The sequence below is a fragment of the Paenibacillus sp. RC334 genome (genome assembly GCF_030034735.1).
GTDB lineage: Bacteria > Bacillota > Bacilli > Paenibacillales > Paenibacillaceae > Paenibacillus > Paenibacillus terrae_A.
Genome location: NZ_CP125370.1, coordinates 887,925 through 912,590, shown reverse-complemented (window position 1 = coordinate 912,590; position 24,666 = coordinate 887,925). Strand labels below are relative to the sequence as shown.

At 46.9% G+C, this 24,666-nt stretch carries 20 protein-coding genes and 2 pseudogenes; 6 read left to right on the top strand and 16 right to left on the bottom strand.

The window, feature by feature from the left end; translation table 11 throughout:
• Positions 1 to 9: 9 nt before the first annotated feature.
• Positions 10 to 834: a nucleotidyltransferase domain-containing protein gene (locus QMK20_RS04420; RefSeq protein ID WP_283654751.1), complete on the bottom strand. Its 825-nt coding sequence runs from the start codon at positions 832 to 834 to the stop codon at positions 10 to 12.
• Positions 835 to 1,076: 242 nt separating this feature from the next.
• On the opposite strand from QMK20_RS04420, the pseudogene QMK20_RS04415 reads away from it, so the two are divergent.
• Both QMK20_RS04415 and QMK20_RS04410 read left to right on the top strand, forming a co-directional pair.
• Positions 1,077 to 2,403 (top strand): annotated as a pseudogene (locus QMK20_RS04415) (helix-turn-helix transcriptional regulator).
• The gene (locus QMK20_RS04410; RefSeq protein ID WP_283654750.1) at positions 2,378 to 3,178 is read left to right on the top strand and encodes a WYL domain-containing protein; all 801 of its coding nucleotides are present in this window, start codon (positions 2,378 to 2,380) and stop codon (positions 3,176 to 3,178) included. The pseudogene QMK20_RS04415 and the gene QMK20_RS04410 overlap by 26 nt, the downstream one beginning before the upstream one ends.
• 55 nt (positions 3,179 to 3,233) lie before the next feature.
• Here QMK20_RS04410 and QMK20_RS04405 read toward each other — a convergent pair whose 3' ends face one another.
• Complete coding sequence (locus QMK20_RS04405; protein WP_283654749.1) at positions 3,234 to 4,211, bottom strand: aldo/keto reductase; 978 nt, start codon at positions 4,209 to 4,211, stop codon at positions 3,234 to 3,236.
• 21 nt (positions 4,212 to 4,232) lie between these two features.
• Positions 4,233 to 5,156, bottom strand: coding sequence for a cysteine synthase A (gene cysK / locus QMK20_RS04400; RefSeq protein WP_283656198.1), 924 nt, complete (start codon positions 5,154 to 5,156; stop codon positions 4,233 to 4,235).
• A gap of 186 nt (positions 5,157 to 5,342) precedes the next feature.
• Between cysK and QMK20_RS04395 the strand changes: the two are divergent.
• A pseudogene (locus QMK20_RS04395) lies at positions 5,343 to 6,552 on the top strand (MFS transporter).
• Positions 6,553 to 6,833: 281 nt separating this feature from the next.
• Here QMK20_RS04395 and QMK20_RS04390 read toward each other — a convergent pair.
• From QMK20_RS04390 to QMK20_RS04380, 3 genes are all read right to left on the bottom strand, one after another.
• Positions 6,834 to 7,832, bottom strand: a complete 999-nt coding sequence (locus QMK20_RS04390) for a glycosyltransferase (protein WP_283654748.1) — start codon at positions 7,830 to 7,832, stop codon at positions 6,834 to 6,836.
• Positions 7,833 to 7,884: 52 nt separating this feature from the next.
• Complete coding sequence (locus QMK20_RS04385; RefSeq protein ID WP_283656197.1) at positions 7,885 to 8,922, bottom strand: aminoglycoside phosphotransferase family protein; 1,038 nt, start codon at positions 8,920 to 8,922, stop codon at positions 7,885 to 7,887.
• A 204-nt stretch (positions 8,923 to 9,126) separates the two neighbouring features.
• Positions 9,127 to 9,819: a pectate lyase gene (locus QMK20_RS04380; RefSeq protein WP_283654747.1), complete on the bottom strand. Its 693-nt coding sequence runs from the start codon at positions 9,817 to 9,819 to the stop codon at positions 9,127 to 9,129.
• A gap of 569 nt (positions 9,820 to 10,388) precedes the next feature.
• Between QMK20_RS04380 and QMK20_RS04375 the strand changes: the two genes are divergently transcribed.
• On the top strand, positions 10,389 to 10,961 hold the full coding sequence (locus tag QMK20_RS04375) for a shikimate kinase (RefSeq protein WP_283656196.1): 573 nt from the start codon (positions 10,389 to 10,391) through the stop codon (positions 10,959 to 10,961).
• Between the two features lie 97 nt (positions 10,962 to 11,058).
• Here the strand turns inward: QMK20_RS04375 and aroD are convergent, their stop codons facing one another.
• The 3 genes from aroD to QMK20_RS04360 all read right to left on the bottom strand — a co-directional run bounded on the left by aroD (position 11,059) and on the right by QMK20_RS04360 (position 14,233).
• On the bottom strand, positions 11,059 to 11,823 hold the full coding sequence (gene aroD, locus QMK20_RS04370) for a type I 3-dehydroquinate dehydratase (protein ID WP_283654746.1): 765 nt from the start codon (positions 11,821 to 11,823) through the stop codon (positions 11,059 to 11,061).
• Positions 11,824 to 11,928: 105 nt separating this feature from the next.
• The gene (locus QMK20_RS04365) at positions 11,929 to 13,188 is read right to left on the bottom strand and encodes an MFS transporter (protein ID WP_283654745.1); all 1,260 of its coding nucleotides are present in this window, start codon (positions 13,186 to 13,188) and stop codon (positions 11,929 to 11,931) included.
• Positions 13,189 to 13,321: 133 nt separating this feature from the next.
• Entirely contained in the window at positions 13,322 to 14,233 is a 912-nt protein-coding gene (locus QMK20_RS04360; RefSeq protein ID WP_283654744.1) for a LysR family transcriptional regulator, read from the bottom strand.
• A gap of 177 nt (positions 14,234 to 14,410) precedes the next feature.
• Here QMK20_RS04360 and QMK20_RS04355 point away from each other — a divergent pair, with 177 nt between their 5' ends.
• Both QMK20_RS04355 and QMK20_RS04350 read left to right on the top strand, forming a co-directional pair.
• Positions 14,411 to 15,601 (top strand): MFS transporter, encoded by a 1,191-nt coding sequence (locus QMK20_RS04355; protein WP_283654743.1) that lies wholly within the window; start codon positions 14,411 to 14,413, stop codon positions 15,599 to 15,601.
• Between the two features lie 29 nt (positions 15,602 to 15,630).
• A complete protein-coding gene (locus QMK20_RS04350) occupies positions 15,631 to 16,521 on the top strand; it encodes a shikimate dehydrogenase (protein ID WP_283654742.1) in 891 nt (296 codons plus the stop codon).
• 116 nt (positions 16,522 to 16,637) lie between these two features.
• On the opposite strand, the gene QMK20_RS04345 is transcribed toward QMK20_RS04350, so the two are convergent.
• The 7 genes from QMK20_RS04345 to QMK20_RS04315 all read right to left on the bottom strand — a co-directional run bounded on the left by QMK20_RS04345 (position 16,638) and on the right by QMK20_RS04315 (position 24,503).
• Positions 16,638 to 17,864 (bottom strand): RtcB family protein, encoded by a 1,227-nt coding sequence (locus tag QMK20_RS04345; protein ID WP_283654741.1) that lies wholly within the window; start codon positions 17,862 to 17,864, stop codon positions 16,638 to 16,640.
• A gap of 329 nt (positions 17,865 to 18,193) precedes the next feature.
• Positions 18,194 to 19,402: a M20 family metallopeptidase gene (locus tag QMK20_RS04340; protein WP_283654740.1), complete on the bottom strand. Its 1,209-nt coding sequence runs from the start codon at positions 19,400 to 19,402 to the stop codon at positions 18,194 to 18,196.
• A 58-nt stretch (positions 19,403 to 19,460) separates the two neighbouring features.
• Positions 19,461 to 20,348 (bottom strand): MetQ/NlpA family ABC transporter substrate-binding protein, encoded by an 888-nt coding sequence (locus tag QMK20_RS04335; protein ID WP_283654739.1) that lies wholly within the window; start codon positions 20,346 to 20,348, stop codon positions 19,461 to 19,463.
• A 44-nt stretch (positions 20,349 to 20,392) separates the two neighbouring features.
• Entirely contained in the window at positions 20,393 to 21,055 is a 663-nt protein-coding gene (locus tag QMK20_RS04330; RefSeq protein ID WP_283654738.1) for a methionine ABC transporter permease, read from the bottom strand.
• Positions 21,045 to 22,070, bottom strand: coding sequence for a methionine ABC transporter ATP-binding protein (locus QMK20_RS04325; protein ID WP_283654737.1), 1,026 nt, complete (start codon positions 22,068 to 22,070; stop codon positions 21,045 to 21,047). The genes QMK20_RS04330 and QMK20_RS04325 overlap by 11 nt, the downstream gene beginning before the upstream one ends.
• Positions 22,071 to 22,399: 329 nt before the next feature.
• On the bottom strand, positions 22,400 to 23,401 hold the full coding sequence (locus tag QMK20_RS04320; RefSeq protein ID WP_283656195.1) for a Gfo/Idh/MocA family protein: 1,002 nt from the start codon (positions 23,399 to 23,401) through the stop codon (positions 22,400 to 22,402).
• A 193-nt stretch (positions 23,402 to 23,594) separates the two neighbouring features.
• Positions 23,595 to 24,503, bottom strand: a complete 909-nt coding sequence (locus QMK20_RS04315; protein ID WP_283654736.1) for an Rpn family recombination-promoting nuclease/putative transposase — start codon at positions 24,501 to 24,503, stop codon at positions 23,595 to 23,597.
• Between the last annotated feature and the right edge of the window lie 163 nt (positions 24,504 to 24,666).

Here is a 24,666-nt window from a genome sequence, read left to right as displayed (position 1 = left end):
AACCAGTCTTTACAGTTCGGCTTGCCATACTTCCTTCACCGCAGCGCGGAACAAATCATCCAGTTGCTGATCACGTCCTCCCTCCATATGCTGGAGCAAGGGCGCCTTCTGTTCAAAATAAGCCATTTGCTGCTGGATAAAATCATTCACCACCGAAAGCTGTGGCTCAATATCCAGTTCCTCGCCGGCTTTTTTACGTTGCAGCAAATGTCCTATCACCTGATAAAGCTCTGTATCTGCCGGAATGAATTCCTCCAGCAAGTCTTCGAATTCCATCGGAGGCATACTGTTATAGCGTTCGATCCAGCCACAGGCCAGCAGCGGGCGCAGCACGTAAAAATACTTTTTAATCTTCACCTGTTCTCCTTGCAAATAATCCCGATAGTTGCCCCGCGCCATATTCAGATAGTGATACATACAAGACTTCGGCGAGAAGGTTAATGGCGATATAGCGCGAATCTGCTCTGCCACTGAATATGGCTCCAGATAGGGGATCGGGGATTGCAGCCATTCCAGCAAAGGCGGGTTGGACTTGCGAAACAGATTAAGCGCTTTTTTCAAATCCCAGCCGTTGATATCCAGCAAATCGCTGATCGGACGCTCAATCACATCCCGTTTATCAAAAATGGACAAATACCACTCCACGGGCCTTACATAAATAAAACGCACATCGTAGTCACTGTCCTGTGAAGGAAATCCCCACGCCCGACTGCCTGATTCACAGGCATATACAATACGTACCTGCTCCTCCTGCTCCAAAGCACGCAGCTCATGCAATATCGTTTCACGCATTTCCGGTTTGATTGAACTCCGCCCATGTTTTATATCTGTCATGCTATTCCCTCCCTAACTACCGCTTTTATACTTTGATATTTCCTAATATGCCTCATTCATTCTACGCCCTGCTTGGGTCGCGGATTCTAGTTGGTATTTATTATCATCCTTTATTTTGCTTGCCACGAACATGGCGAAAGTATTACAAGGATGAATAAATTCCCTTTTTCCTGCATCCCTTCCCTGTTAGAATATAGGGATACTTGTTTTCGGAGAACGGCAACAGAAACGGGGAATCCGCCATGGCGAGAGAGAGCTTTGATAAAGAAATTCAATTTCTGCGCATGCTGACACTGACGAGCGGCGCTTATAATCGACAGCAATTTGCAGACAGACTGGGCATTTCGGTACATACCTTTGACAAAACAATCCGGCGTCTCAAAGAAATCGTTCAATCCGTACAGCAACAGTTACCAGCGGAGCAAGGACATGACTTCAATGAAATGCTGCGCTTTAGCTACTATGAATCCGCTGATCCGCTACTGTTATTCCTGTTTCGGGCCAAATCGCTTAAGGAATCGGAAAGCGTCCGCTTGGCCCTTCTGCTGACAGCGCTACAGTCACAACCATTGACCACCATGGAGCTGCTGGATGCCTGCTGCCAGGGATTGCCTGCCGACAATGCATTGCCGGATGAGAAAACGATCCGTTCGGACCTGAAATATCTCGTCGAAGTCGGCGTGGTTCGCAAGGAATCCGGAGGAAGACCTTATCGCTATGCTGTCCGCAACGATTTGGTCACTGGACTGATGGACGAGGAATTACTGGACCTGTATGACTTTGTGGACGTAATGGCGAATACGCACCTCCCCTCTGTACAGGGATATCTGCTGCGGGATCATTTGAAAAAAGCTATGCGCCGTCAAGCGGGGGTGCAGGAGATCGCAGAACCTTTTTTATACAAATACCACTATTACTCACGCATTCTGGATGAGGCACATATTCATCCGCTTCTTCACGCCATTCGGCAACGTCGCTGTATAACTTTTTTGTACTTTTCGGCGGCCAAACGAAGCATGTATGGGTCACAGAACACGAATCCGCTGTTTGAAAAAAGAAACCGAAGGCCGTGAGCACACCATTCTTCCCTTGCAAGTCATCTATGATCATCAATATGGACGTTGGTATGTGCTGGGTCAGGTGGACGGCAAAGGGATCATGAAGTTCCGCATGGAGGGCATGACACAGTTGGCGGAGGGCGAACCCGTGTCCGAGAAGCGTTTTGCTGACCTGCTGGCCGTGTTGGAAGAAAGAACGCGGTATAGCTGGCTTGTGGATACCGGGCGTGCCGTGAAGGTGCGGGTACGTTTTTTCAATCCTGAAGGTGCCAAACGTAACTTTATTCGGGAACGTGTGCTGTTACAGGGGCAATGGGGAACGATCACGGAGGAAGAAAGTGAATCCTTTATCTATGAAATTACGGTGAACGGAATCACCGAGATTAAACCGTGGCTGCGCAGCTTTGGATCAAGCTGTGAGGTGTTGGAACCCAAGCGGCTGCGTCAGGAATTCAAGCAAGAATGGAAGGAGCTTCAAGCCTATTATGAGCCTATTCGAGAAAATATTTAACTACCAGATCGTCTCGCGGCTGGATGAATCGGGCGCTTTTGCTACCACATCGCAGGAAAGAATCTGGCTCCAGTCCATGCTGGCATATCCGTCGGCGACAGAAGCTTTTACCCCGTCTACGCTCGATAAGCTTCGGCTGATGCTCGCAGATGACAAGTCGCTGGAGGTCGATGGCAGCTTGAGGGAAAAGGCCCGCATTCCTGCCTCCCCGGTTTATCATCCGCTCCTGCGTATATTGCGTCCCATCCTGCGGTCCCGCTCAGGTATTTGTATGAGCTATAGAATGCGCAACGGGCGTGTTCATGAACGCATGTCCGGCTTTCCGTATAAGCTGGAATTTTCCATGGTCAAAAAAGAATGGAGCCTGCTTTGGTACAACCGCCGACACCGTGCGCTGATGTCCACCAAGCTGTCCAACATCGCAACCATCACCAAAGAGAAAATTTCATCTGAAGAGACCGACAAATTCACCCAACGCATACTCGGTATTCTGGAGTCACGCAAAGAACAGGGCATCATTGAAATTATGCCTATGTACAACGGGGAATTATCTCGTATTTTATATGCCTTTTCCTGCTTTGAGAAAGAGGTGGAGTATGTTCAGGATGTGGATACCTATCGTATTACGCTCACTTTTCAGGCAGACGAATGTGAATATGTACTGTCCAAAATCCGCTTTCTCGGCAAACGCGTCAAGGTCGTCCAAGGCTCCCGGCTCATTTCCCGAATGAAGGAAACAACCGCCAGGGCACTTGCCAGATACGAAGAGGATTAGCTACATAAAAAAGCCCATCCTCTGTCCTATCGACAAAGCATGGGCTTTACACATATTAAGGCAACTTTTCGCCGCGCGCGCTGACATATAAAGTATACCATTCGTCGCGGGTCATTAGCTCGCTCTGGCGTTCAGCATCCTGACAAGCCTTGATCCGTGCTGGATTGGCGGTGCCAATGACAGGCTGAATGCGTGCCGGGTGCTTCATGATCCAGCCAAGGACGATTGCTTCACGTGTCGTTTCCTTTTCAGCAGCCAGCTTCTGTACCAGCTCTGCTGTTTGGCGTATACGCTCCGGCTGCCCGTCCAAAGAACTGCCGCTAAAACGACCCTGTGCCAACGGACTCCACGCTTGAAGCTGAATATCCTGCGTTTGGCAGAATTCCATCAAGCCTTCGCCAAAATGGACATTAGTCCCGGCCTGTTGATTCACATGCACCGTCTGATCTATAAAGTGCAGATGCGCCAGGCTCATCTCCAATTGATTAGCAATCAGCGGCTCCGCCAAGCTGCGCTCCAGAAACTGAATTTGGCTTACATTCATATTGGAGACGCCAAAATGCCGTACTTTACCGGATGCCTTGAGCTTGCTGAACGCCTCCGCCACTTCTTCTGGCTCTACCAGCGGATCGGGACGGTGCAGCAGCAGGATGTCCAAATATTCGGTGCCCAAACGCTTCAGAATACCATCCACAGACTCCATAATATGAGCATATGAAAAATCAAAACGGGTCGGGAGCGTACCTTCCGGAAGACATATACCGCACTTGGACTGAATCACGATCTGCTCGCGCAAGCCGGGTTGTCCCTTTAAAATTCGACCGAAAATCTCTTCCGCTTTCCCTGCCCGATAGATATCTGCATGATCAAACATCGTAATGCCGATGAAACGCGCAGCTTCTACTGCTCGTTCTGCTTCCACCACATGCTCCTGTGTATACGGCGTACGATCCCATTCCCCGCCAAAAGGCATACAGCCAAGCACCAGACGGCTATCCGAAATGTTGCGTTTCTGTAAAGGTATAATTTTCATGTTGGTCCTCCTTCACTCTTTTTATCCGAAAATACCCATGCTCAAATAACGCTCTCCTGTATCCGGGGCAATACAAAGCACCCGTTTGCCCGGTCCCAAGCGCCGAGCTTCCTGAATTGCCGTCCATATTGTAGCTCCGCTGGAAGGTCCGACGAGAATTCCTTCCTGAGCAGCAATGGCCCGTGTCATCGCAATCGCATCCTCATCCGAAACCTGTACGATTTCGTCATAAATATCCGTATTCAGTACAGCAGGAACGAATCCCGGGCTAGTACCAACCAGCTTATGCGGACCCGGCTTGCCCCCTGAAAGCACTGGCGAACCCTTCGGCTCTACCACGACAACCCGCAGATCCGGCAAATGCTGGCGCAGCACCTCACCCGTTCCCGTAATCGTACCGCCTGTTCCCGAAGAAGCGACGAACACGTCCAGCTTGCCTTCCGTCTGCTCCAAAATTTCAAGCGCAGTCGTCGTACGGTGGATATCCGGGTTGGCCTCGTTTTCAAATTGATGCGGGATAAAGCTCCCTTCGATCTCAGCCCCCAGCTCCAGCGCCTTGCGAATCGCTCCTGACATCCGTTCCTCCGCTGGTGTCAGCACAACCTCAGCCCCGTATGCTTTTAAAATATTGATTCGTTCCCTCGTCATATTCGACGGCATCACCAAAATCGCACGGTAGCCTCGGGCAGCCGCATTCATCGCTAAGCCAATCCCCGTATTCCCACTGGTCGGCTCAATAATAGTTCCACCCGGTTTTAAATGTCCGGCCTTTTCCGCCTCGTCAATCAAATTACCCGCCGCCCGATCCTTAACACTGCCGCTGGGATTAAAGTATTCCAGCTTCACATACACTTCCGCATCCTGCGGTCCGGTTAACCGTTGGAGCCGTACACAAGGCGTATCTCCAATTAAATCTGTAATACTATGTACCACTTTAAGCGTCATCATTGTATCCTCCTTGGATAGGTCCATACTATAAAAATAACATATTTAACCCGCTCATACCTGTCGCTTTTGTAAAATACATAAATCTTATCTGCTTAGTATGTAAAATTCTTGCAAATGGGTCGCCAGATGTCGTTTCTAATGATATACTCGCATTACTATTTTTCAGGAGGATACAAGACACTCATGAGTACTCAAGAAAATTTGACAACCCATCGCTTTCCCCCCTCCTTGCTATGGTTGACGCTCGGTGCCTTTGCCATCGGCATGACCGAATTCGTCATCATGGGGCTTCTGCCTAATGTAGCCCAGGATCTTCATGTTACCATCCCGCAAGCCGGACAGCTAATCACCAGTTACGCGCTTGGTGTAGCCATTGGCGCACCTGTGCTCACCGTATTGACTCACAAGGTACCGCAAAAAAAAGCTGTTATGCCTGCTGATGATTATATTCATTTTAGGCAATCTTTTTTCCGTCATTGCTCCCAACTACGAGCTTCTGATTGTAGCCCGTATGGCTACCGCGTTATCGCACGGAACCTTTTTGGGAGTGGGTTCCCTGATCGCGGCGCGGCTGGTCCGTCCTGATAAGCGGGCTGGTGCCATCTCCATGGTGCTGACTGGACTGACCGTAGCCAACATTATCGGCGTGCCTTTTGGCACCTTTATCGGACAGCAGCTCGGCTGGCGTGCTTCCTTTGGAGCCATCGTCGTGATCGGCCTGATTTCTCTCTGTGGCATCATCCGTTACATTCCGGTCACTCATCAGGACAAGCCTTCCAGTCTCAAACAAGAAGTCCGAAGCCTGTTTAATCCGAAGGTACTGCTGATGCTGCTCACAGGTGCTGTCGGTTGTGGTAGCCTGTTCACCGTCTTTACGTACATCACGCCTTTACTGACCGACATTAGCGGCTTTGCCGAGCATAGCATTACGTGGATTCTCGTCCTGTTTGGCCTCGGCGTAACCATCGGCAACATCGTCGGCGGCAAGCTCGCAGATTGGAAGCTGCTCCCGTCGCTGATCGCAAATTATGCCATACTGGCTATTATTTTGGCCATCCTGACGTTCACGCTACAAAGCCCGGTGCTGGCCGTCATCACTGTCTTTATCTGGGGCATTGCCGCGTTCGGCATTATGCCCGGCATTCAGGTTCGCATCATGAATCTGGCCTATGAGGCTCCTTTGCTCGCTTCTACCTCCAGCCATTCCGCATTGAATCTGGGCAATGCAGGAGGCGCTTTTATCGGCGGGGTCGTCATTAATCAAATGGGACTCGCCGCCATCCCATGGGTCGCATCTCTTATCACTGTCGGTGGCCTGCTTCTCATGCTGGTCAGCTACGTCATCGACCGCAGAACGGCTCAATCTGAAGCCGTAGCGGGGATACAATCCTAAATTGATTAACTCGTTAGAGAAACCTTGGCTACAGATATTGAGCTTGGACCCATTTGATATCAGCACTGCAAAACATCGAAGAGATTCTTGTGATAAGTCACACAGGGATCTCTTTTGATTTTTAAACCCATAAAAACTAACCTTATCGCACTTTCGATATTAATTTTTTTCAAATCTTTTAGGTATACAAATAAAGGGGACAGATACAATGGAAATATAGGAAGTTGTAGTTTATTTGCAGTTTAACTTGCAGTTTGATTGCAGTTCATTTAGTTACCTGCTCAGCTTAACCAATTCTCAAAAAAGTCCCGATATCCCTGCTTCATCACCCTGCTCGAAAACTTTTCCATGGCATACGCCTGATTTTCCTTGGAAACCCGACGAGGCGAGGCAGCAGCCATATTGACCAGCTCGAACCAGTTTTTCTCATTGCCCGAAAAAGAGTGCGTGGAGCTGATATGTCCGTAGCAAGGATGCTCAGGCTTCACGACGATTTTACCCATAGCCAGTGCTTCGGTCAACGGCATCGCAAACGTGTCGAATTTGGAGCAGCTCCAATAAACTTTGGCCGTATTCATCAGCGCAAATACCTCATCCTGCGTCAACGCAAATTGGAGCTTTACATTGTCAGAGATATCGTACTTCTTCATGCTTTCCTTGTAGCGTTCTCCGCCAAACACCATGTAAACTTCCTTGTCGGGATTATGCCGCGCATACTCCAGCACCAGATCAGGACGCCGATTCTCCTCATCCCTTCCGATCCACATCACCCGATTCTCCACGACCTGCGAAGGGTCAAAATACTTTTCCACCAGCCGCTCATTAAATCCAATCGGGATGACCGTCACATCGGTTACACCAAATTTGGATGCCATCTCCTGCTTTAGAAAGTCAGTCTGCACAATAGCCTTGTCCACGATCTGATAAAAAGGCTTCATCATCTCATAGCCTGTAAGCGCCGGATCAGGAAAACTGTGCGGAAAAAGCACGCTGTTTTTAAAAAACATTTTCAAATATGTAAAGCCGGATACCGTATAAATAACATCCTCAATCTGCTGCTCATGAAGCTGGTCGAGCACCACGTCATAATTAACAAGATCACCCTTTTCATGCTCATAACCGGGAAGCCAGTCATGGCTGCTAACATGGCGCTCCGGTGACACAAATACGATATCCACGCCCAGCTCCAGCCCGATCTGCTTCAGACGTTCCGCAAAAATACGCGGGCCCTGCGCTTCGGCAAACTGTATTTTTCTCATGACCAAACCGACTTTTTTCATATATGTCCCCACCTTTGTTTACGATCTGTACACACGCTGCAGCTCAAACTCTTTATTCACACCTTCTGACTTGTCCCCATTCCAGCATCGCTGCGCATTGGTTCAAACAGGCTAACGCCTCGCCCCGTTGGGCTTCTAATTGCTCTTTTGACCATTTATCACTGTTTATATGCAATTCCGTTCCGATCCTTCGCAAATCACTTTCAATTAACAACAGCATCCACAGCGAAAATACCACAGCAAACATGCCATATTCTTGCATAAATACGCCTCGCTCCAGTCCTGCTCCCAACAGGTCCAGCTGCTCCAAATACCTGTCCAGCAAGCGAATTCGCAAGTCGAACGTTATACGCCGGGGAAACAACGGGTGGGACATGTCGATCAGATGATACACATCCCAGAGCCGTGTGTTCAAATGGGCATGCTCCCAATCCAGCACCATCAGCCGCTCCCCACTCAGCGCATAGTTGCCCGGATGAAGATCACCATGAGACAACACAAGCTGCGGTGAAAAAGCGAACTGATCCAGCTGTGCATAGATACGCTGAACCTGCTGTTTAGGAAACCCTAACGAGCTGCAAAGCTTCAACACATCAAGCTTGCGTATGTACAACTCAGAAACCAATTCCTGAATGAGCGGCTTCGGTCCTCGCAGTGGAATTCCGGTAAAACGATCCGGCGGCAAAGCATGCCACCCTGCTATAAGTCCAACAGCCCGCAACATCGCTTGTTCTTCGTGTAGATGATGCAACGGACCAAGATCCTCAAAAATCATCCATTCTACTCCGCCATCTTCCTCTGAATCAGAGCAGGCAAGCAATCGGGGATAAACCGACGGTAGTGAAGGAAGTACATGCTCATACACCCATCTCTCCCGGCCTGCTTGCTCATCATTGGTTAATGGCTTGAACACATAACTCTCAGAAGGTGACACGTAAAAACGTTCTACATGCCGACCATTTGTACCTGTATATAAAACTTCCCGACTCCACACCTGCGTATCATTCAAAGTACCGTCAACATTCACATATGGATGAAATAGATTCATAGCTTCCCAACTTTTTTGTATAAAATGTAATAGCAAGATCATATCACAGTACTCGTTCTGAACGAAGCCCGGCTTGTCTTTTGAGCGTTCCAACGGTATCCTCCGGCGGCACAAAAAACAAATAAAAGCTAAATAGGGCTTGTCCCATCAGATCCAGACGATCTGTGGGACAGCCCCTATTTTCAATCTATACAAGGATAGAATCAAAATCTCTCGATTTCCATCCCCGCTCCTATCCTGTTCCGATTAATATTTAGTATTGCCAGACTCACTCGTATTACCGGATTTAAAGCCTTTGAACAATTGTGGCACATTGTGATAACGAGTGTTCGTAATTTTAGCTGTGCTGTTAGGACCGTCCGATCTCAGGATCGAATCCTTTACATTGGAAATATCCGATTTATCCAAAGTCATATTCACTCTGAAGGTAGAGCCGCCCAGTTGGCGAACCAGTTTTCCGATATCATCGGCTCTAAAGTTTTTAATGTTAATCGTGCCCTCGGCATTGATTTGGAAGACTTTATCATATGCATGGAACGCTCCACCGCCCGTAATGTTTACCGTACCTTTTTCTTTAAGCGTCAATGCATCTTCACCTACATCCTCCCACGTTACGTTGGAAATGGTTCCGTTGCCATACACATGCACACCATCCGCAGCAGGGGCAGCAATGATCACATTTTTCAAAGTTGCACCATTTTCAAGCTTGAAAATAGGCTTTTGGGCCTCAGCCTGGCTTCCGTCACCCAAGGTTTTTGGATCAGCGGCTACCGTCTTCCCCTTACCATCGTATACTTCTCCGGCTTTTACAAGAATGGTTTTACTAACCACTTCTGGAGCTGCATGAGCAGAATAATTGCCAACAAATAAAGCAACCAGCATACCTGATAAAGCGATACTCATTCCCTTTTTCAATACTTTGGCTGTTCTTGTGTTCATTTCAATTCATCCCTCTCGAAGATATTTTTTTTATTCCTGTCTCACAATTCTTCGTTGACTAGAGTGCGTAGACCGTATCACCACCTTCGTACAATGAACCCATTGACCAATACACGTCTGTGAAATATATATTATTATTTACATATGTATACTTGGTATTTGGTTCAAAGTTATCAAATCACATAAATTTAATTAAACACAAATTGTAAATACAGCGATTTCATTTACAATTTGCATAACTCTATTATAATCCAACTTCCAGTAATTTCAATATATTTTTCGGCAAAATATGTCCTTTTTTTCAATTAAGTACACAATATTGCCTTTTTTATGCTTGTACAAGTTTATTTTTCGAGAAATTACGCATGAAATTACTTTATGAACTAATCCGTCCGTCTTACATGTTCAATATCATCCATATGGTGATGAACACCATTTTATCTTGTACCTTTCTCCTAAAGTGATCTATGCTATTGAATGACACGTTTGATGAACGTATAATGTATTTATGTATTTAGCGCTTTGAAGCGTTACATCTCAACATTACTGGTGAGAAAAGAGTGGTTATGGTGCAAAACAAGAGAGAGATTCCATTAAGAGAACAGAATATTGTGCTCATTGGCTTTATGGGTGTAGGCAAAACAACGATCGGTTCCCATCTCGCGCGCAAGCTGTATCGGGACTTTGTGGATATTGATCAGGAGATTGAACAAGAGTACAACATGCCGACAACAGAAATTTTCAAAACATATGGAGAAAAAAGATTCCGTGAGATTGAAAAAGAGCATATTCTCAAACTATGCAGCAATACCCGCCTGAAAGTCATCTCGGTTGGTGGCGGTGCCTTTTTACAAGAAGAGGTTAAACAGGCTTGCCTGGCTTCATCTATCGTCTTCTTTTTAGATTTAAATTGGGAATCCTGGAAGGATCGACTCAAGATGCTCATCGATACCCGTCCCAATCTGCAAAACAAGAATTTGGACGAAATCGAAGCTCTTTTCCGTTCCAGACAGGACATTTACGCGGTAAATCACTCCAAGATCGATACAGATCAGCTGGATGCGGAAGAAGTCGCAGACTACATTATTCAAACTCTAAATCTCGGTTGGGAACTGTATGAGCCTACTCGTGGATTGAATTAGAGTTACAAAAAGGAAGGTTCCATCATGCTTACTGCATGCGGACCTTCCTTTTTTGGATGCTGGCACTTGGGTTGTCAGCATTAATACCATGTGTCTTTTATGAATGACTGTGCAGCACTGTTAATATCTCTCTCAGTTCAGTGACAGGTATCTGCCCCGGCGCGGAAGCTTTCTTAGCGGCACCAAAGGTTAAAGCCGAACCAAACAGCTCTCCGGTCAGACGGCTCACGACACCTTTTCCCGCCATCGACATCGTAATAATAGGCCGGTCTGCATATTCCTCTGCCATGATACGCGTGGCATCCAGCAAGGTCAGTACATCGGCCGTATTTGTTGGCATAACTGCTATTTTAGGCAGATCGCCTCCCAGCTCCTGCGCCTTACGCAACCGAGATACGATTTCCTCCTTCGACGGTGTCTTCTGGAAATCGTGGTTGGATATAATCACGGATACGTTATGCTTATGCGCAGCTTCCACCAGCGCCTTCACATCGGCTTCGTCATTAAAAAGCTCCACATCAATGATATCTACCTGTCCCGTTTCGGCTGCCGTGCGGTTCAACTCCACATAACTCGCTGTACTGATTTCCTTTTCCCCACCTTCCCGGGCGCTGCGGAACGTAAAGACGAGCGGAATATTCGCCAAGATGGACCGGATTTCAATCAAGGCAGCCTTAACCTTCTCCAAATCCTCTACATGCTCGAAAAAATCGACTCTCCACTCCACGATATCCAAGTCGAGTGTACGCAAATAGGCAGCTTCTTCCTTCAGTTGCTCCAACGTTTCTCCCACCATCGGAACACAGATTTTAGGCGCGCCTTCACCGATCAAAACATCTTTCACCTTTACGATTTTTTCCATATCTAACTCACTCCCAAATCATAGTTTTAAATCGAGCATTTACAATATTTCATAGTATAACGCATTCTGAATAAGCCAGCTGATGATTAGGTTTAGCCTGTCCTACTATTCCGTTTCCAGCGCGATTTTGGAGGGCAATTTGCGGTTCGCTGGAAAAACTGTACTGTATCGGAAATTAACAAATACCGCCAGCACTATACCCAACACATTCACAATAATAGCCAGCATGAACACACTGGATATTTGGGAATGTTTCAAAAGGAACCCCGTAAACACAGGAATGACCGTGTATGACAGAGAAGTTGCCGTGTAAATAAATCCCGTAATCTGTCCTTTACGTTGACTGAAAAATTCACTCATCACGGTCAATGTCAGCTGAAGCACACCCGAAATGGAAAACCCGATGACACATGAGCTAATAATGGCCGCAGCCTGTGATTTGAAAAGGAGCAATGCTCCAAAAGCCAACAAAGAAATGCATGGATAAATGAGAATAATGTGAACAGGTTTGATCCACTTTCTTAACACAATCACCAATACGAACACGGATACGAGAGAACCGACATTGTAATAGACTAATAACCTCAGGGACTCTGATTCAGTCATACCGATAAACTGCTGTCCAAAAGTAGGCAGCCACAACTGAACGATGTACAGCAAGGTAGGCCCGGTAAAGCCGAGAACAATAAGGCACAGTCCTTCCTGCCAGAAGCGCGGCTTGCTCCGGTCATTTGATTTTAGATCCACCGTTTGTTCCACGTCAGACACGGTAGTATCGTGAACTGGCTCCTTGGGCGCCTGAACCCGCATGTCTGGAAATTTCATTTTGAACAGGTAAATCGCATTCAGAGCAAATATAAGTGCCGGTAAAAAGAATGAGAATCCGTAAAAAATATCGTGATTCATAAAAAAGATAATCATTAACGGTAAAAACGCTGCTCCGATGGATATAAAACCTCTCACCAATACAGTAGCCGAACCGGAAGATTGAGGAAAAGCTTCGATCAGAGCTGGATAGGTGCCTGAATCGAGAAAAGAATTCGCTACACCTGCCAGCACTGCCAGCACCATCGCAATTTCAAAGCTGGGGCTTAGCGGTATACCAACCAAAAAAACGGCCATTAGTAGCCCTGCGGCTATAATAAACGGCTTGCGACCATAACGGTCGGAAAGCACCCCGGATATGTACAGCGTAAACAGCCTGCCAAATCCCATTGCGGATACCAGAAGACTGATTCCCGCCTGATCTGTATGCAAATGCTCGGTTAAAAAGGACATGTGTGACGCCAGCATAATGTTAAACATACCAAACAGAAGATAGTTTACATAAAGGCCGGACGCCACTGGAAAAGAAGAACGTTTCATCGTGAATTCACCTGCTTTTGTGAGTAAGTCTTGTGGTGCCAATAATGTGAATCATTTCACATCATCTGTGTCGATGATGAAGTATAGAACACATTTTAAAATTTATCAAGTTTAAATATTGCGAGACACACATTTAGACACGCTGATGCGTTTTCAGATAAAATTCCTCACCGTAGCTTAGCGCAAAGTTCCGAAAGTCCACTACAGCCGGGGATAAATACCTGTTTTTGATGCTCGCCAGATAGATAAAACGCTCGTATTCGGGATTAACAATGGGCAATGTTTTGACGTTAAAATAATCCAACGATGAAATTCGAGGCATGACTGCAATTCCGTAATTCACAGATACCAGCCCTGCCATCGCCGTGTCCTCTTCAATCTCGCAAATGATCTCTGGAGTAACACCTACTTTGGCGAACAAATTTTCAATAATGGGACGGATACCGCTTTTCTTGTTAAAAAAGATAAAAGGATAAGCCGCCGTATCCTTGAGATCGATTTGGTCCAGCGAAGCCAGCGGATGATCTGGTGAAACAATAACAACAAGCTCCTGCTGAGCCAGCGGAATGAATTCAACGTCCGGTTCATTTTCCATGTGCGAACAGAACGCCACATCATAATGCTCCTGCTTCAAGCCCTGGATAATATCGTTCGTGTTCCCTTGGTGAAAAGAAAAGGATATGTCTTTACGGGCATCCGAGGCCGAGAAGGCCTGAATGATCGCTGGAATGAAGTGAGAGCCTAACGTGTAAATGAACGCCAGATCCACATTCCCATGGCTTGGACTAACCAATTCCCGCAAGTTGTGCTCTCCCTTCTCCAATTCATCCATCGCATGCTCCACATATTTCAGGAAAAATCGTCCGTATTTGTTCAGCCGAATATTCCTCCCCTGCTTTTCAAACAAATGAACCCCCAGATCCTTTTCTAATTCTGAAATCGCATGGCTTAAACTGGGTTGAGTAATACATAGTCGTAAAGCTGCTTGGGTAAAATGCTCCATCTCTGCAAGTACACGAAAATATTGTAGGTGCTTCAGGTTCATAATTATGTAGTTCCCTTCTTTAATTTATTTTTTAAATTATAGACCTAAACTATGGAAAACGATAGAAATATGCATTGGATTTATAATAACACTCCTTATATAATAAAGACATAGAAACAATGTGAATTTTTTCACTATTAAACCATTGATCTAAAAATTAAGTTGGGAGCTATACTCATGAAAAATCCTTATATCAGAATGGCAACAGGGCTTTACATCAACTATTTTCTTCTGGGTATGATCAATGTTATTCTCTCCTCGAATATGAGCTTCCTGACCGTGCAATTGAACACGGATAAGGCTGCCATCGGTTATCTGGTGTCAGCCATCGGGATCGGCAAGCTGCTGGCGCTCGGGGTAGCCGGGAAAATGTCAGACAAGTATGGAAGAAAGCCACTCGTTGTGATTGCATCATTTGCTTATTTAATTTTCCTGATCGGTATTCCCCTTGCACCCAACTATACGTTGGCATTCGTATTTGCTATTATCGCAGGGCTTTGTAACTCCATGATGGATTCGGGAACGTATCCCGCATTAATTGAAGGTTTCGGAAAAAAAGCCGGATCTGCAACGGTCTTGGTCAAAGCATCCGTTTCTATCGGTGCCATTGTTATTCCGTTCATGATTGCATTCTTTATCGATCACAATATGTTCTATGGCTACTCCTTCTTTATTCCGGCAGGTATTTATCTGCTGAGTGGTATCTTCTTGTCGATGACAGCCTTTCCCAATCACAAAATGGAGGAACAAAAGGCTACAACCGAGGCTGCTCAATCCATGGATACATTCCGAAGTGAGCCTAAGTTTTGGCAAGAGGGGCTCTCTCTGATCATTATCGGTTTTACTTCCACTCTATTGTTCATGGTCGTGCAGCTATGGCTTCCTACCTTTGGACAAGAAGCTCTTGGCATGGACAAAGCCAGTGCTATTAAACTGCTAAGCTACTATAGTATAGGTTCGTTGGTTTCCGTTATTCTGCTAGCCGTGGTACTTGGCAGATTCATTAAACCGGTTACCGTCATGATTGTGTATCCGTTTATTGCCTTGCTTTCCTTGCTGGCTTTAATTACATGGCACAATCCTGTCGCTACTATAATCAGTTCGTTCTTAATCGGATTGTCTACCGCAGGTATATTCCAAATTGCTCTCACCGTTATGACTGAATTTTTCCGCAAGAATAAAGGAACTACGACTTCTCTCGTGAACATTGCAGCCAGTCTTTCGTTCATTCTGATGCCGTTAGCTACCGGGGGCATGTCCAAGAGCCTCGGAATTACTTCCGTGTTCATTCTGGATATTGCGATTGCCGTAGTCAGTATTTTGCTGGCCGTGTTTGTTGCTTATCGATATAAAAAAGTATTTCATTAAACTACACAGATAACTTGGAGGCTTATATCATGAAAAATGCTGGACGTATTGACGGAAGAACACAATTAATCGGACTGCTTGCTACACCGATCGGACATTCTTTGTCCCCGGCTATGCATAATCTTGCGTTTGAAAAACTGGGCCTGAACAACGCGTATATGGCCTTTGAAGTAGGAAATGAACTACTGGAAGAAGTGGTACGGGGGATGCGTGCTCTGAACATACGCGGTTATAACGTGTCCATGCCAAACAAAACAGCCATTGTGCAGTACCTTGACGAGTTGGACGACAGCGCTAAATTTACAGGTGCCGTCAACACCGTCGTGAATACGGACGGCAAGCTGAAAGGCTACAGCACAGACGGATCTGGTTATGTTCGTAACTTGCGTGAACACGGTATTGATCTGAAAGGTAAAAAAATGACACTCGTCGGCTCTGGCGGCGCAGCTACACCCATTGCTATTGAAGCGGCTCAAGCAGGTCTGGCTGAAATTTCAATCTTTGCCCGTAACGATCAGTTCTTTGCCCGTGCAGAAGAAAATGTCCGTATTATTAATGAAGATATGAGACACACCCAAGTCAAAGCGAATATATATCCTCTGGAAGATCAAGAACAACTGCGTGAAGAGATCCGCACAAGTCATATTTTCGCAAACGGAACAGGTGTCGGCATGAAACCACTGGAAGGCAAAAGCGTGCTTGAAGATACATCCATGCTTCGTTCCGACCTGATCGTGACTGATGTGGTATACAGCCCTGCTAAATCCAAGCTGATGGAGCAAGCTGAATCCGTAGGCGCAACCGCCATTAACGGTCTGGGCATGATGCTGTGGCAGGGCGCACTTGCTTTCGAGCTGTGGACAGGCCAGGAAATGCCGGTCTCTTATATCAAGGAACAGCTGTTTGCGGACAAGCTGTAAACATAGAGCTACTAACAAACGCATCAAGCAATGAATTCCTTCTATTATATACTCATTTATGTACTCAAAAGACTATGCTCGGCGAATGAACACTTCTGCCATGCATAGTCTTTTTATTAATCCTTATACGGATCGAACTCATTCGCCCCCGCCATACATACTCCAATAGGCTTGAGCTCATGCAGAACCTCCACCGTCTCGGAATGAGCGTCCAGCACCTCGCGCAGCTTGCGGTAAACGAACGGGCTTTCATCCGTACCCGCTCCGCGCAGCTCGACACCATAGTTCTGAACGGCTTCCTTCATCTGCAAGTCCGTAATCTGCCCGCCGCTGCGCGTACGGGTTTTCCAGTTCATTTTACCGGCTGCCTGCGTACGGCTCATAATGCGTCCTGCACCATGAACTGTACTATAGTAGGAATCGCAATTTTCTACCGTATCCTTCCCGCGTACAATCACCGAAATATCGCCCATGCTTCCGCCAATAAAACCCGTTTGACCAGGAGCCGAGGGAGTAGCACCTTTGCGGACTACAATCGTGTCACGTCCATCATGCTGCTCTTTCCAAGCGTAATTATGGTGATTATGCACGGCAAAGTCCGCTTCGGTGCCCATAATACCAAGCACCTGATCTATTACATAATCCCGTCCCGCATAAGCATAACGTCCGGCAAGCCGCATCGCACGGTAGTACATATCCCCCAACTCACTATTCATGTCCAGCAGCACTGGCGGTTGATCCATATGCTCTCCCGGCGCTTTTCCGAGAAACTCCCGTCCTGCCGCCAAGTTTAGAAATCCGCTTGCTGTTTTGTGTCCAAAGCCCCGGCTTCCAAAATGATTCGCAATCCAGACCTGACCTGTCGCTTCCTCCACGAATACGTCAACAAAATGATTACCACTCCCCACCGTACCCAACTGGTCTCTCGCCAAGGATTTCAGCTTGTCATGCTCCTGTTTCCCAATCGCAGCATATACCGCCCAATCCGGGTCATCGAACAGCTCATGGTCTACCTGAACCGCATTTATACGGCCTACGCCAAAGGAAATATGACGTGCAATCTCATCCATAATGGATGGAATACGTGGCAAAATATCTGCTGCGGACAGCTTGGTCCTAACCGCCTTGTTTCCGCATCCGATATCATATCCGACACCCGAAGGTGAAATTTGTCCGTCATATACCATCACGCCGCCAATCGGCTGACTGTAGCCTTTATGATGATCCGCCATCAGCAGCGCTTGAATCACATTACCGTTCTCTGCACAAGTACGGGCTTGAGATAACGCCCCTGAATCGGGTACTCCCCACACTCGCACTCCGTTGATTTCTTGATAAGCCATCGTTTCAGCCTCCTATATTTTGCTTGGAAATCTCTAGCCACTTATCCGTCCCTCAGTTTATACTATTGCAACATATACTTTTAAACGTTGAACCTGTTAATAGCATTATGTACGTTTTACCAGCTTCCGAACAGGGCGTAAGTATTACGAGCACAGCAGCAGACGTCCCATAAAAAAATGAAAAAGGATATCCAAGCAGCCAACAAGACTGTAGGATATCCTTTTATACTATTAATATAGAAGCAATTAAAATCGGCTTATATCACAGCACCAATTTTCGAAGTGCAATGCTCAGATCAGATCGCTCTCCTTTACATCACCGATGATGCTTACTGTGCCGCTAAATGCGTGCGTTTAAAATCTTCTTTCACCGCAGCCAGCAGCGCTTCATCTACCAGGAGCTGCAACCCCGACAAGGCCAACGCCTTCGCGCCAGTCACTAAGGCTTCCTCTCCCTTGGCAGAGCCGGCCGCTTCCCGAAATTCCACCGTATGTGCAATCAGATCGTCCGATCCGATTTTAATGTAGGCATGCGCAGTGGGAATGACGTGGCTTACATTGCCCGCATCTGTCGAGCCGATTCCGCCACGTGGTCCACGATCCAATTGTTCTCCCAGCGCTTCCAGTTCCCGGCCTACAACTTCATCCAGCGTATCATTCAGAATGAAATCACGCACTTCATTTTGAAAACGTTCGATCTTCACGGTAGCCCCTGTTGCCAATGCGGCAGCTTCTGCGATATTACGAACCTTCGCGGAAACCTCCTCCGTTCGCTGCCAAGTGCTTGCCCGGATGAAAAAGCGTGCAGATGCATAATCCGGGATAATATTGGGTGCGTCTCCCCCATGCGTAATAATGCCGTGAATCCGTACATCGGTGGGAAGCTGCTGACGCAAGGCATTGATGCCGCTGAACAATTGAAGAACCGCATCCAGCGCATTAATCCCCTGCTCCGGTGATCCGGCTGCATGAGCCGCTTTGCCGTAAAAATGAAAGTCCAGCGGGTCAACCGCCAGGCTTGGCGAAGTCAGCCGGGTTACACCAGACGGATGAACCATCAGCGCAGCGTCAATCCCTTCGAACAGCCCATGCTTTACGAAGCTTCCCTTCGCACTGCCATTAGGCCCACCTTCCTCTGCCGGAGTGCCGAATACATACACCTCGCCTCCCGTCTCGTCAATCACCTGCGCCAAGGCGATGGCGGCAGCCGTACTCGCCGTCCCGATAATGTTATGCCCGCAAGCATGGCCCAGGCCAGGCAACGCGTCATATTCCGCCAGGTATCCGATTTTCGGACCTTGTCGGGTCGAAGCCTTGCGGGCAACAAATCCGGTTTCGTGACCCGCCACGTTACGGGTTATCTCAAAACCCGCCTGCTGCAAAATATCTGTCAGCGCCCGGGAAGCTTGAAATTCCTGATTCCCGATTTCAGGGTTGGCATGAATAAACCGACTCGTCTCCGTATAGAGCGCCCGGGAACCCTCGATGTGTTCTACAATCCGCTGCTTGTGCGTATCCACCGTGTTCGTTGCACTCATCGCAATCTCTCCTCTTTTTTTGGAATCATATGCTTTCAATCCTGTTTTTCAAACACCCTTATTTCTTTTGCGCTTTGACATCCGCCACCAGCTTATCTAATGTAGCCTGTAGTTCCTCCGCAGACTGGTCTACCACGACGTTGGCTCCTTTGGAATCCTGTTTTACAGCCTCCGCTACCTCCGGATCATGGTACAAATCCACAATCGTTTGGTAGGTTGCATTGTCCTTATCCTCCGCACGGGCGGCAAATACGTTGACATAAGGCTTCGCTTCCTCGCTACTTGCATCATCCTTGTAAATGGACGCGTCCAGCTTGAACCCGGCATCTGTAGCGACACCACTATTCACAGCCGAAGCTGCTACATCAGACAACACACGCGGCGTCTGTTGGGCGACGACAGGAACGATCTCCAGCTTTTTCGGATTGCCTTCAATCTCATCCGTGGTTGGATACAAGCCTGCATCCTTCTTCAATTCAATCAGCCCGGCAGACTGGAGCAGCTTCAAAGCACGTCCCTGATTGGAGGGATCATCCGGTATAGCAATTTTGGAGCCGTCAGGAAGTTCCGATACATTTTTGAATTTTTCGGAGTATAGCGCCATCGGAGCAATGACCGTTGCACCAACGGGAACGATATTCAGATCATTTTCCACGTTGAACTGACTGAGGAAAGCCAAGTGCTGAAAGGAGTTCAAATCCACCTCTTTATTGGCAAGTGCCTTGTTGGGCAACGTGTAATCCGAAAAGCTGATCAGCTCGATTTCAATATTTTTAGCCTCCGCTTTCTTCTTGAGCACATCCCAATATGTGTCTTCCGACCCGGAAACCCCGATTTTAACATGCACCTTTTCATTTGCACCTGAGCCTGAACCGTTAGCCGAGCACGCAGAAAGAAGAGATACACTAAGAATAGCGAGCAAACCCAAACGAATCATTTTTTTCATGTCCATTTCCCCTTTAATCGTTATGTAAGATACCTGATTTCAAATCAGCGTCGTAAAAATTTACGTGACAGGTAGTTCCCCGCATATTGGGCAACCTGTACAAAAATGATCAGCAAAACAATCGTGACAATCATGACCGAGGTATCGAACCGTTGATAACCATAGGTCATCGCCAGATTCCCCAAACCTCCCCCGCCTACGGTGCCAGCCATTGCAGAGAAGTCAATCAATGCCACTGTAATAAACGTCAGCCCGAGAATTAAAGGTCCCAACGCTTCCCGAATCAGCACACCCGTGATGATCTGATAAGGAGTCGCCCCCAACGCCTTGGCCGCTTCAATCATCCCCGGGTCGATGGAAACCAGATTATTTTCCACAATCCTCGCTACAGCAAAGGCAGCTACAATGGTCATCGGGAAAATAGCCGCCGAAGTGCCAATGGTGGTCCCCATAATCAAGCGTGTAAACGGGCTAATCGCTACCAGGAAAATAATAAATGGAATCGGCCGGATGATATTAATCAGCAAATTCAGAAGCATAAATACAAATTTGTTTTCAAACAGGCTCCCTTTGCGTGTCACATACAACAACAAACCAATGGCAAGCCCCAAAATACTGGCGAAAACCAGCGTGACGACAACCATCAGAAGCGTTTCTCCTGTAGCCTCCACCACCTTCAGCCAAAATGTATCCCAATTAACTCTCATGATCGACGACCTCCCTGACTTCTACCGTCGTTCGCAGTTCTTCCACGACCTTATCAACCTCGTCTTTGGCCCCGATCAACTCCACAATGAGGCTGCCGAACAGCGCTCCCTGTAGCTCATTAATGCTGCCGTATACGATGTTGTAATCCAGATTGTATTTGCGTGTAGCCCTCGACAGCACGGGTTCACTTGTCGCCCCATCCCGAAAAATAAGTCTGTACAGCCGTCCGGCATGGTGCTCCCGAATCTTGCTCAGTAGTTTGGGTGATAGCTGATCATTCAGCACTGAGCGAATAAAATTTCTCGTCGTTTTCGTCTGTGGATTGGCGAATACATCGAACACATTGCCCTGTTCTATCACCCTGCCATTCTCCATCACCGCGACACGGTCACAGATACTACGGATCACGTTCATTTCATGGGTAATGAGTAAGATCGTAATCTGATATTCCTCATTGACCTTTTTCAACAGCTTTAATATATCTTCTGTCGTCTCCGGGTCGAGCGCAGAGGTTGCTTCATCACATATCAGAATATCCGGCGAGTTCGCCAGTGCTCTGGCAATGCCAACCCGCTGCTTTTGACCGCCAGATAGCTGCTCTGGATAGGAATCTGCCTTGTCCTCCAGCCCTACAAATTGCAGCAGTTCCTTAACACGAGCATCAATCTGCGCCTTTGGCAGTTTGGCCAGCTTCAGTGGATATGCCAGATTCCCATACACGGTACGCGAGTTGAATAAATTAAAAGTCTGGAACACCATCCCGATCCGCCTTCTTAAGTCCCTTAGCTCCTTGGGCCGTATACGGGTAATATCCTGATCATTCACGACAATTCGCCCTCCCGAGGGACGCTCCAGCAAATTCACAAGCCGCAATAGCGTGCTTTTACCTGCTCCACTGAAGCCAATGACGCCGAAAATCTCTCCTTTTTCAACGGATAACGAAACCTCTTCCAGTGCACTTACCTTTCGATTGGGCAAAGAAAATATTTTGCTGACCTGTTCAAACTTAATCAAACCTGCTTACCTCCTTACATCTGCACCTCTGCATTCCCACTTTTTTAGTAATCCGGTTGAATTAATCGGAATTATAGCCTAAAAAAAGCTCCTTTGGCTCCTTTTATACCGGAGGTGGGATTATTTAACTATATACCGTATGGTTAACACCTTAAGACAAGAAGGAGAATCTGTCAATAAAAATGAATACATCCTTCATCCTCCTGTGATCACAGCCGCTTACACTATTGGACATATAGAACCAAAAAAGGCCGACCGGATGTTTGCAAAATTCGCAAAACCGGCAGCCCTGTCTCCCGTGTTAAAGGGTATCGTTAATCACTAACCAACTAATGTGCAGACGTATTTTTCAAATCCGCTTCAAAACGAAGACCAATCTGCTGTCTTGCATCCTCCATCACTTCAGCGACTGCGAGTGAACACTCCAGTGAATTAATGGAGCTATTACGTTCTCCGCTTTTAATCAGATCAATAAACTCCTGAATTTCATAATACATCGGTTCACGGGTCTGTGCTTTCGTCAGATCCTCAATCGTGCCGTCCCGATAATGAATTTTCACCTCATACGGCTGGCTAATTTTGTCGATCACCATCGTTCCATTCTCACCCTGAATTTCGGCAGGCAAATATGAATCGGTAATCTTGGAATGCATGACGACGGCGTCCATATCCGGATATCGCATAGCGATGCTGCCTTCCCCATCTACACCAGAGGACAAGAGCACGCCAACCGCGCGAACTTCCTCCGGTTTGCCGAACAATGCCACCATAGGATACAGGCAATAAACCCCAAGATCCATCAAGGAGCCATTCGAAAAAGACGGATTAAAGGCATTCAGCACTTTTCCTTGCTTAAAAGCATCAAAGCGTGATGAATATTGACAATAACTTGCAAAATAACGCCGGACCCGACCAATTTTATACATATGGTCCTTAACGATTTTAAAGTTTGGCATAAGCGTGGACTTAATGGCCTCCATCAGCAAAACATCATTGTTGCGCGCAGCCTCAATCATGCTCTGCACCTCCGTTGCATTGGAGGCAAGCGGCTTCTCGCACAGCACGTGCTTTCCGTGATTCATACACACAATCGCTTGCTCCGCATGCAAGGAGTTGGGACTGGCAATGTATACGGCATCCACCTGATCACTTGCAGCCATTTGCGCCAAGTCTGTAAATACCTCCGGATGGCTGCTGTACTTGGCGGCAAAGGCTTTGCCTTTATCCTCTGTTCGTGAGTACACCGCCGTCAGGGCAAATTCGTCCGTCTCTACCGCGGCTTGAATAAATCTCTCCGTTATCCAGTTGGTTCCAACAATACCAAAACGTATCACAGTATCCCATCCTTCCCCGTGAGTCATTTACATTTAATATATGTATCTATTCTCGCATTCTAGCTTAAGCTTGTCCACTATACGGTTAGGCATACTTCGTCCTTAGAGCTTCTCATTCGACAAAAAAAGACTGCGGCCATCAGCCAAATTCATTCTGATTGTACCACAGTCCTTGAATGCTGTTTCTAATTTATACTTTCAGCGAACGCACCTCTGGCTCGGATAAGCCAGATGCTTTTACAATCACTTCAATTTCAAGCCCCATATTCAGCATATTTCGTGCGATTTCAATTGCCTTCTGGCGCTCTCCTTCAACTTTACCTTCTGCTTTACCTTCTGCCTTTCCCTCTGCCTTACCTAGCTTCAAACCTTCTTCCCTTGCGCCTTCGATCATGGAAGCCTCATCATGCAGGTACTTTTGTCGGGCTTCATACTGTAAACGCGCCTCTTTATCCTGACTTAGAAACTCCAGCGTAGTCATCGCCTTTTTCAAACCGGGTTCATTCATGGCTAGTACCTCCCATTGAGATAGATTACTTCCCTTTAGAAACAGAAGCCAGTTGACCAAGCCACCGCTACCAGCCGGAATCTCGTGTTCATCCAGTTTGGTAAGTTCCAAAAAATGTAACTCCATATCATCACTAAACGAAATGCCCGTACGGTCCTCTGTCAAATGAAACACATTATGATAACGGCTGTTCGGTAGGAAGGAATAATTCAAAATGTTGATCGTTACACACTTTCTCAGCAGCTTATAGGATTGGCCTTCGTACAATTGTCCTGCATACTGCTTACTCCAATAAAACAAAGTTCGCTTATCCATGTCATACTTATTGAAAAGCTGCATCTCCACATTAATGAGCTGACCTTCCGTCGTTCTGGCCCGAATATCCAAAATAGACTGCTTATCATGCGGTGCGTCCTTATCCGTATACGGATTCAAAAGGACAATTTCCGTTAATGGAGGTTTCCCCGCTTCCTCAAAGGTACGATTTAGAAAAGTTAAAAGCACATCACGATTTTCCTCGCTTCCGAAAATGCGCTTAAACAAAAAGTCATTGCGGGGGTCCAGCATTTCTACCACTAGAATCAACTCCATCTGCTCATATTATACCACGACAATGAATAAGAAAGCACAGAAAAGAACATATGTTCCTATATCCATCAATCAAAATATACCAGCTTCATGATCGCCAATCCATATTCCTGATGGATCATTTTCAGCGTGCTTACCTGCACAGATGTGCAAGGCTTTTAGAAAT

Bases quoted from the DNA above. Each gene is read 5' to 3' on its own strand.
- QMK20_RS04340 (WP_283654740.1), bottom strand. From the start codon at position 19,402: ATGAGTGCAACGAACACGGTGGATACGCACAAGCAGCGGATTGTAGAA.
- QMK20_RS04350 (WP_283654742.1), top strand. From the start codon at position 15,631: ATGAAAAATGCTGGACGTATTGACGGAAGAACACAATTAATCGGACTG.
- QMK20_RS04335 (WP_283654739.1), bottom strand. From the start codon at position 20,348: ATGAAAAAAATGATTCGTTTGGGTTTGCTCGCTATTCTTAGTGTATCT.
- QMK20_RS04385 (WP_283656197.1), bottom strand. From the start codon at position 8,922: ATGATCTTGCTATTACATTTTATACAAAAAAGTTGGGAAGCTATGAAT.
- QMK20_RS04380 (WP_283654747.1), bottom strand. From the start codon at position 9,819: ATGAACACAAGAACAGCCAAAGTATTGAAAAAGGGAATGAGTATCGCT.
- QMK20_RS04390 (WP_283654748.1), bottom strand. From the start codon at position 7,832: ATGAAAAAAGTCGGTTTGGTCATGAGAAAAATACAGTTTGCCGAAGCG.
- cysK (WP_283656198.1), bottom strand. From the start codon at position 5,156: ATGACGCTTAAAGTGGTACATAGTATTACAGATTTAATTGGAGATACG.
- QMK20_RS04405 (WP_283654749.1), bottom strand. From the start codon at position 4,211: ATGAAAATTATACCTTTACAGAAACGCAACATTTCGGATAGCCGTCTG.
- QMK20_RS04420 (WP_283654751.1), bottom strand. From the start codon at position 834: ATGACAGATATAAAACATGGGCGGAGTTCAATCAAACCGGAAATGCGT.
- QMK20_RS04365 (WP_283654745.1), bottom strand. From the start codon at position 13,188: ATGAAACGTTCTTCTTTTCCAGTGGCGTCCGGCCTTTATGTAAACTAT.
- QMK20_RS04345 (WP_283654741.1), bottom strand. From the start codon at position 17,864: ATGGCTTATCAAGAAATCAACGGAGTGCGAGTGTGGGGAGTACCCGAT.
- QMK20_RS04410 (WP_283654750.1), top strand. From the start codon at position 2,378: ATGAGCCTATTCGAGAAAATATTTAACTACCAGATCGTCTCGCGGCTG.
- aroD (WP_283654746.1), bottom strand. From the start codon at position 11,823: ATGGAAAAAATCGTAAAGGTGAAAGATGTTTTGATCGGTGAAGGCGCG.
- QMK20_RS04355 (WP_283654743.1), top strand. From the start codon at position 14,411: ATGAAAAATCCTTATATCAGAATGGCAACAGGGCTTTACATCAACTAT.
- QMK20_RS04315 (WP_283654736.1), bottom strand. From the start codon at position 24,503: ATGGAGTTGATTCTAGTGGTAGAAATGCTGGACCCCCGCAATGACTTT.
- QMK20_RS04330 (WP_283654738.1), bottom strand. From the start codon at position 21,055: ATGAGAGTTAATTGGGATACATTTTGGCTGAAGGTGGTGGAGGCTACA.
- QMK20_RS04360 (WP_283654744.1), bottom strand. From the start codon at position 14,233: ATGAACCTGAAGCACCTACAATATTTTCGTGTACTTGCAGAGATGGAG.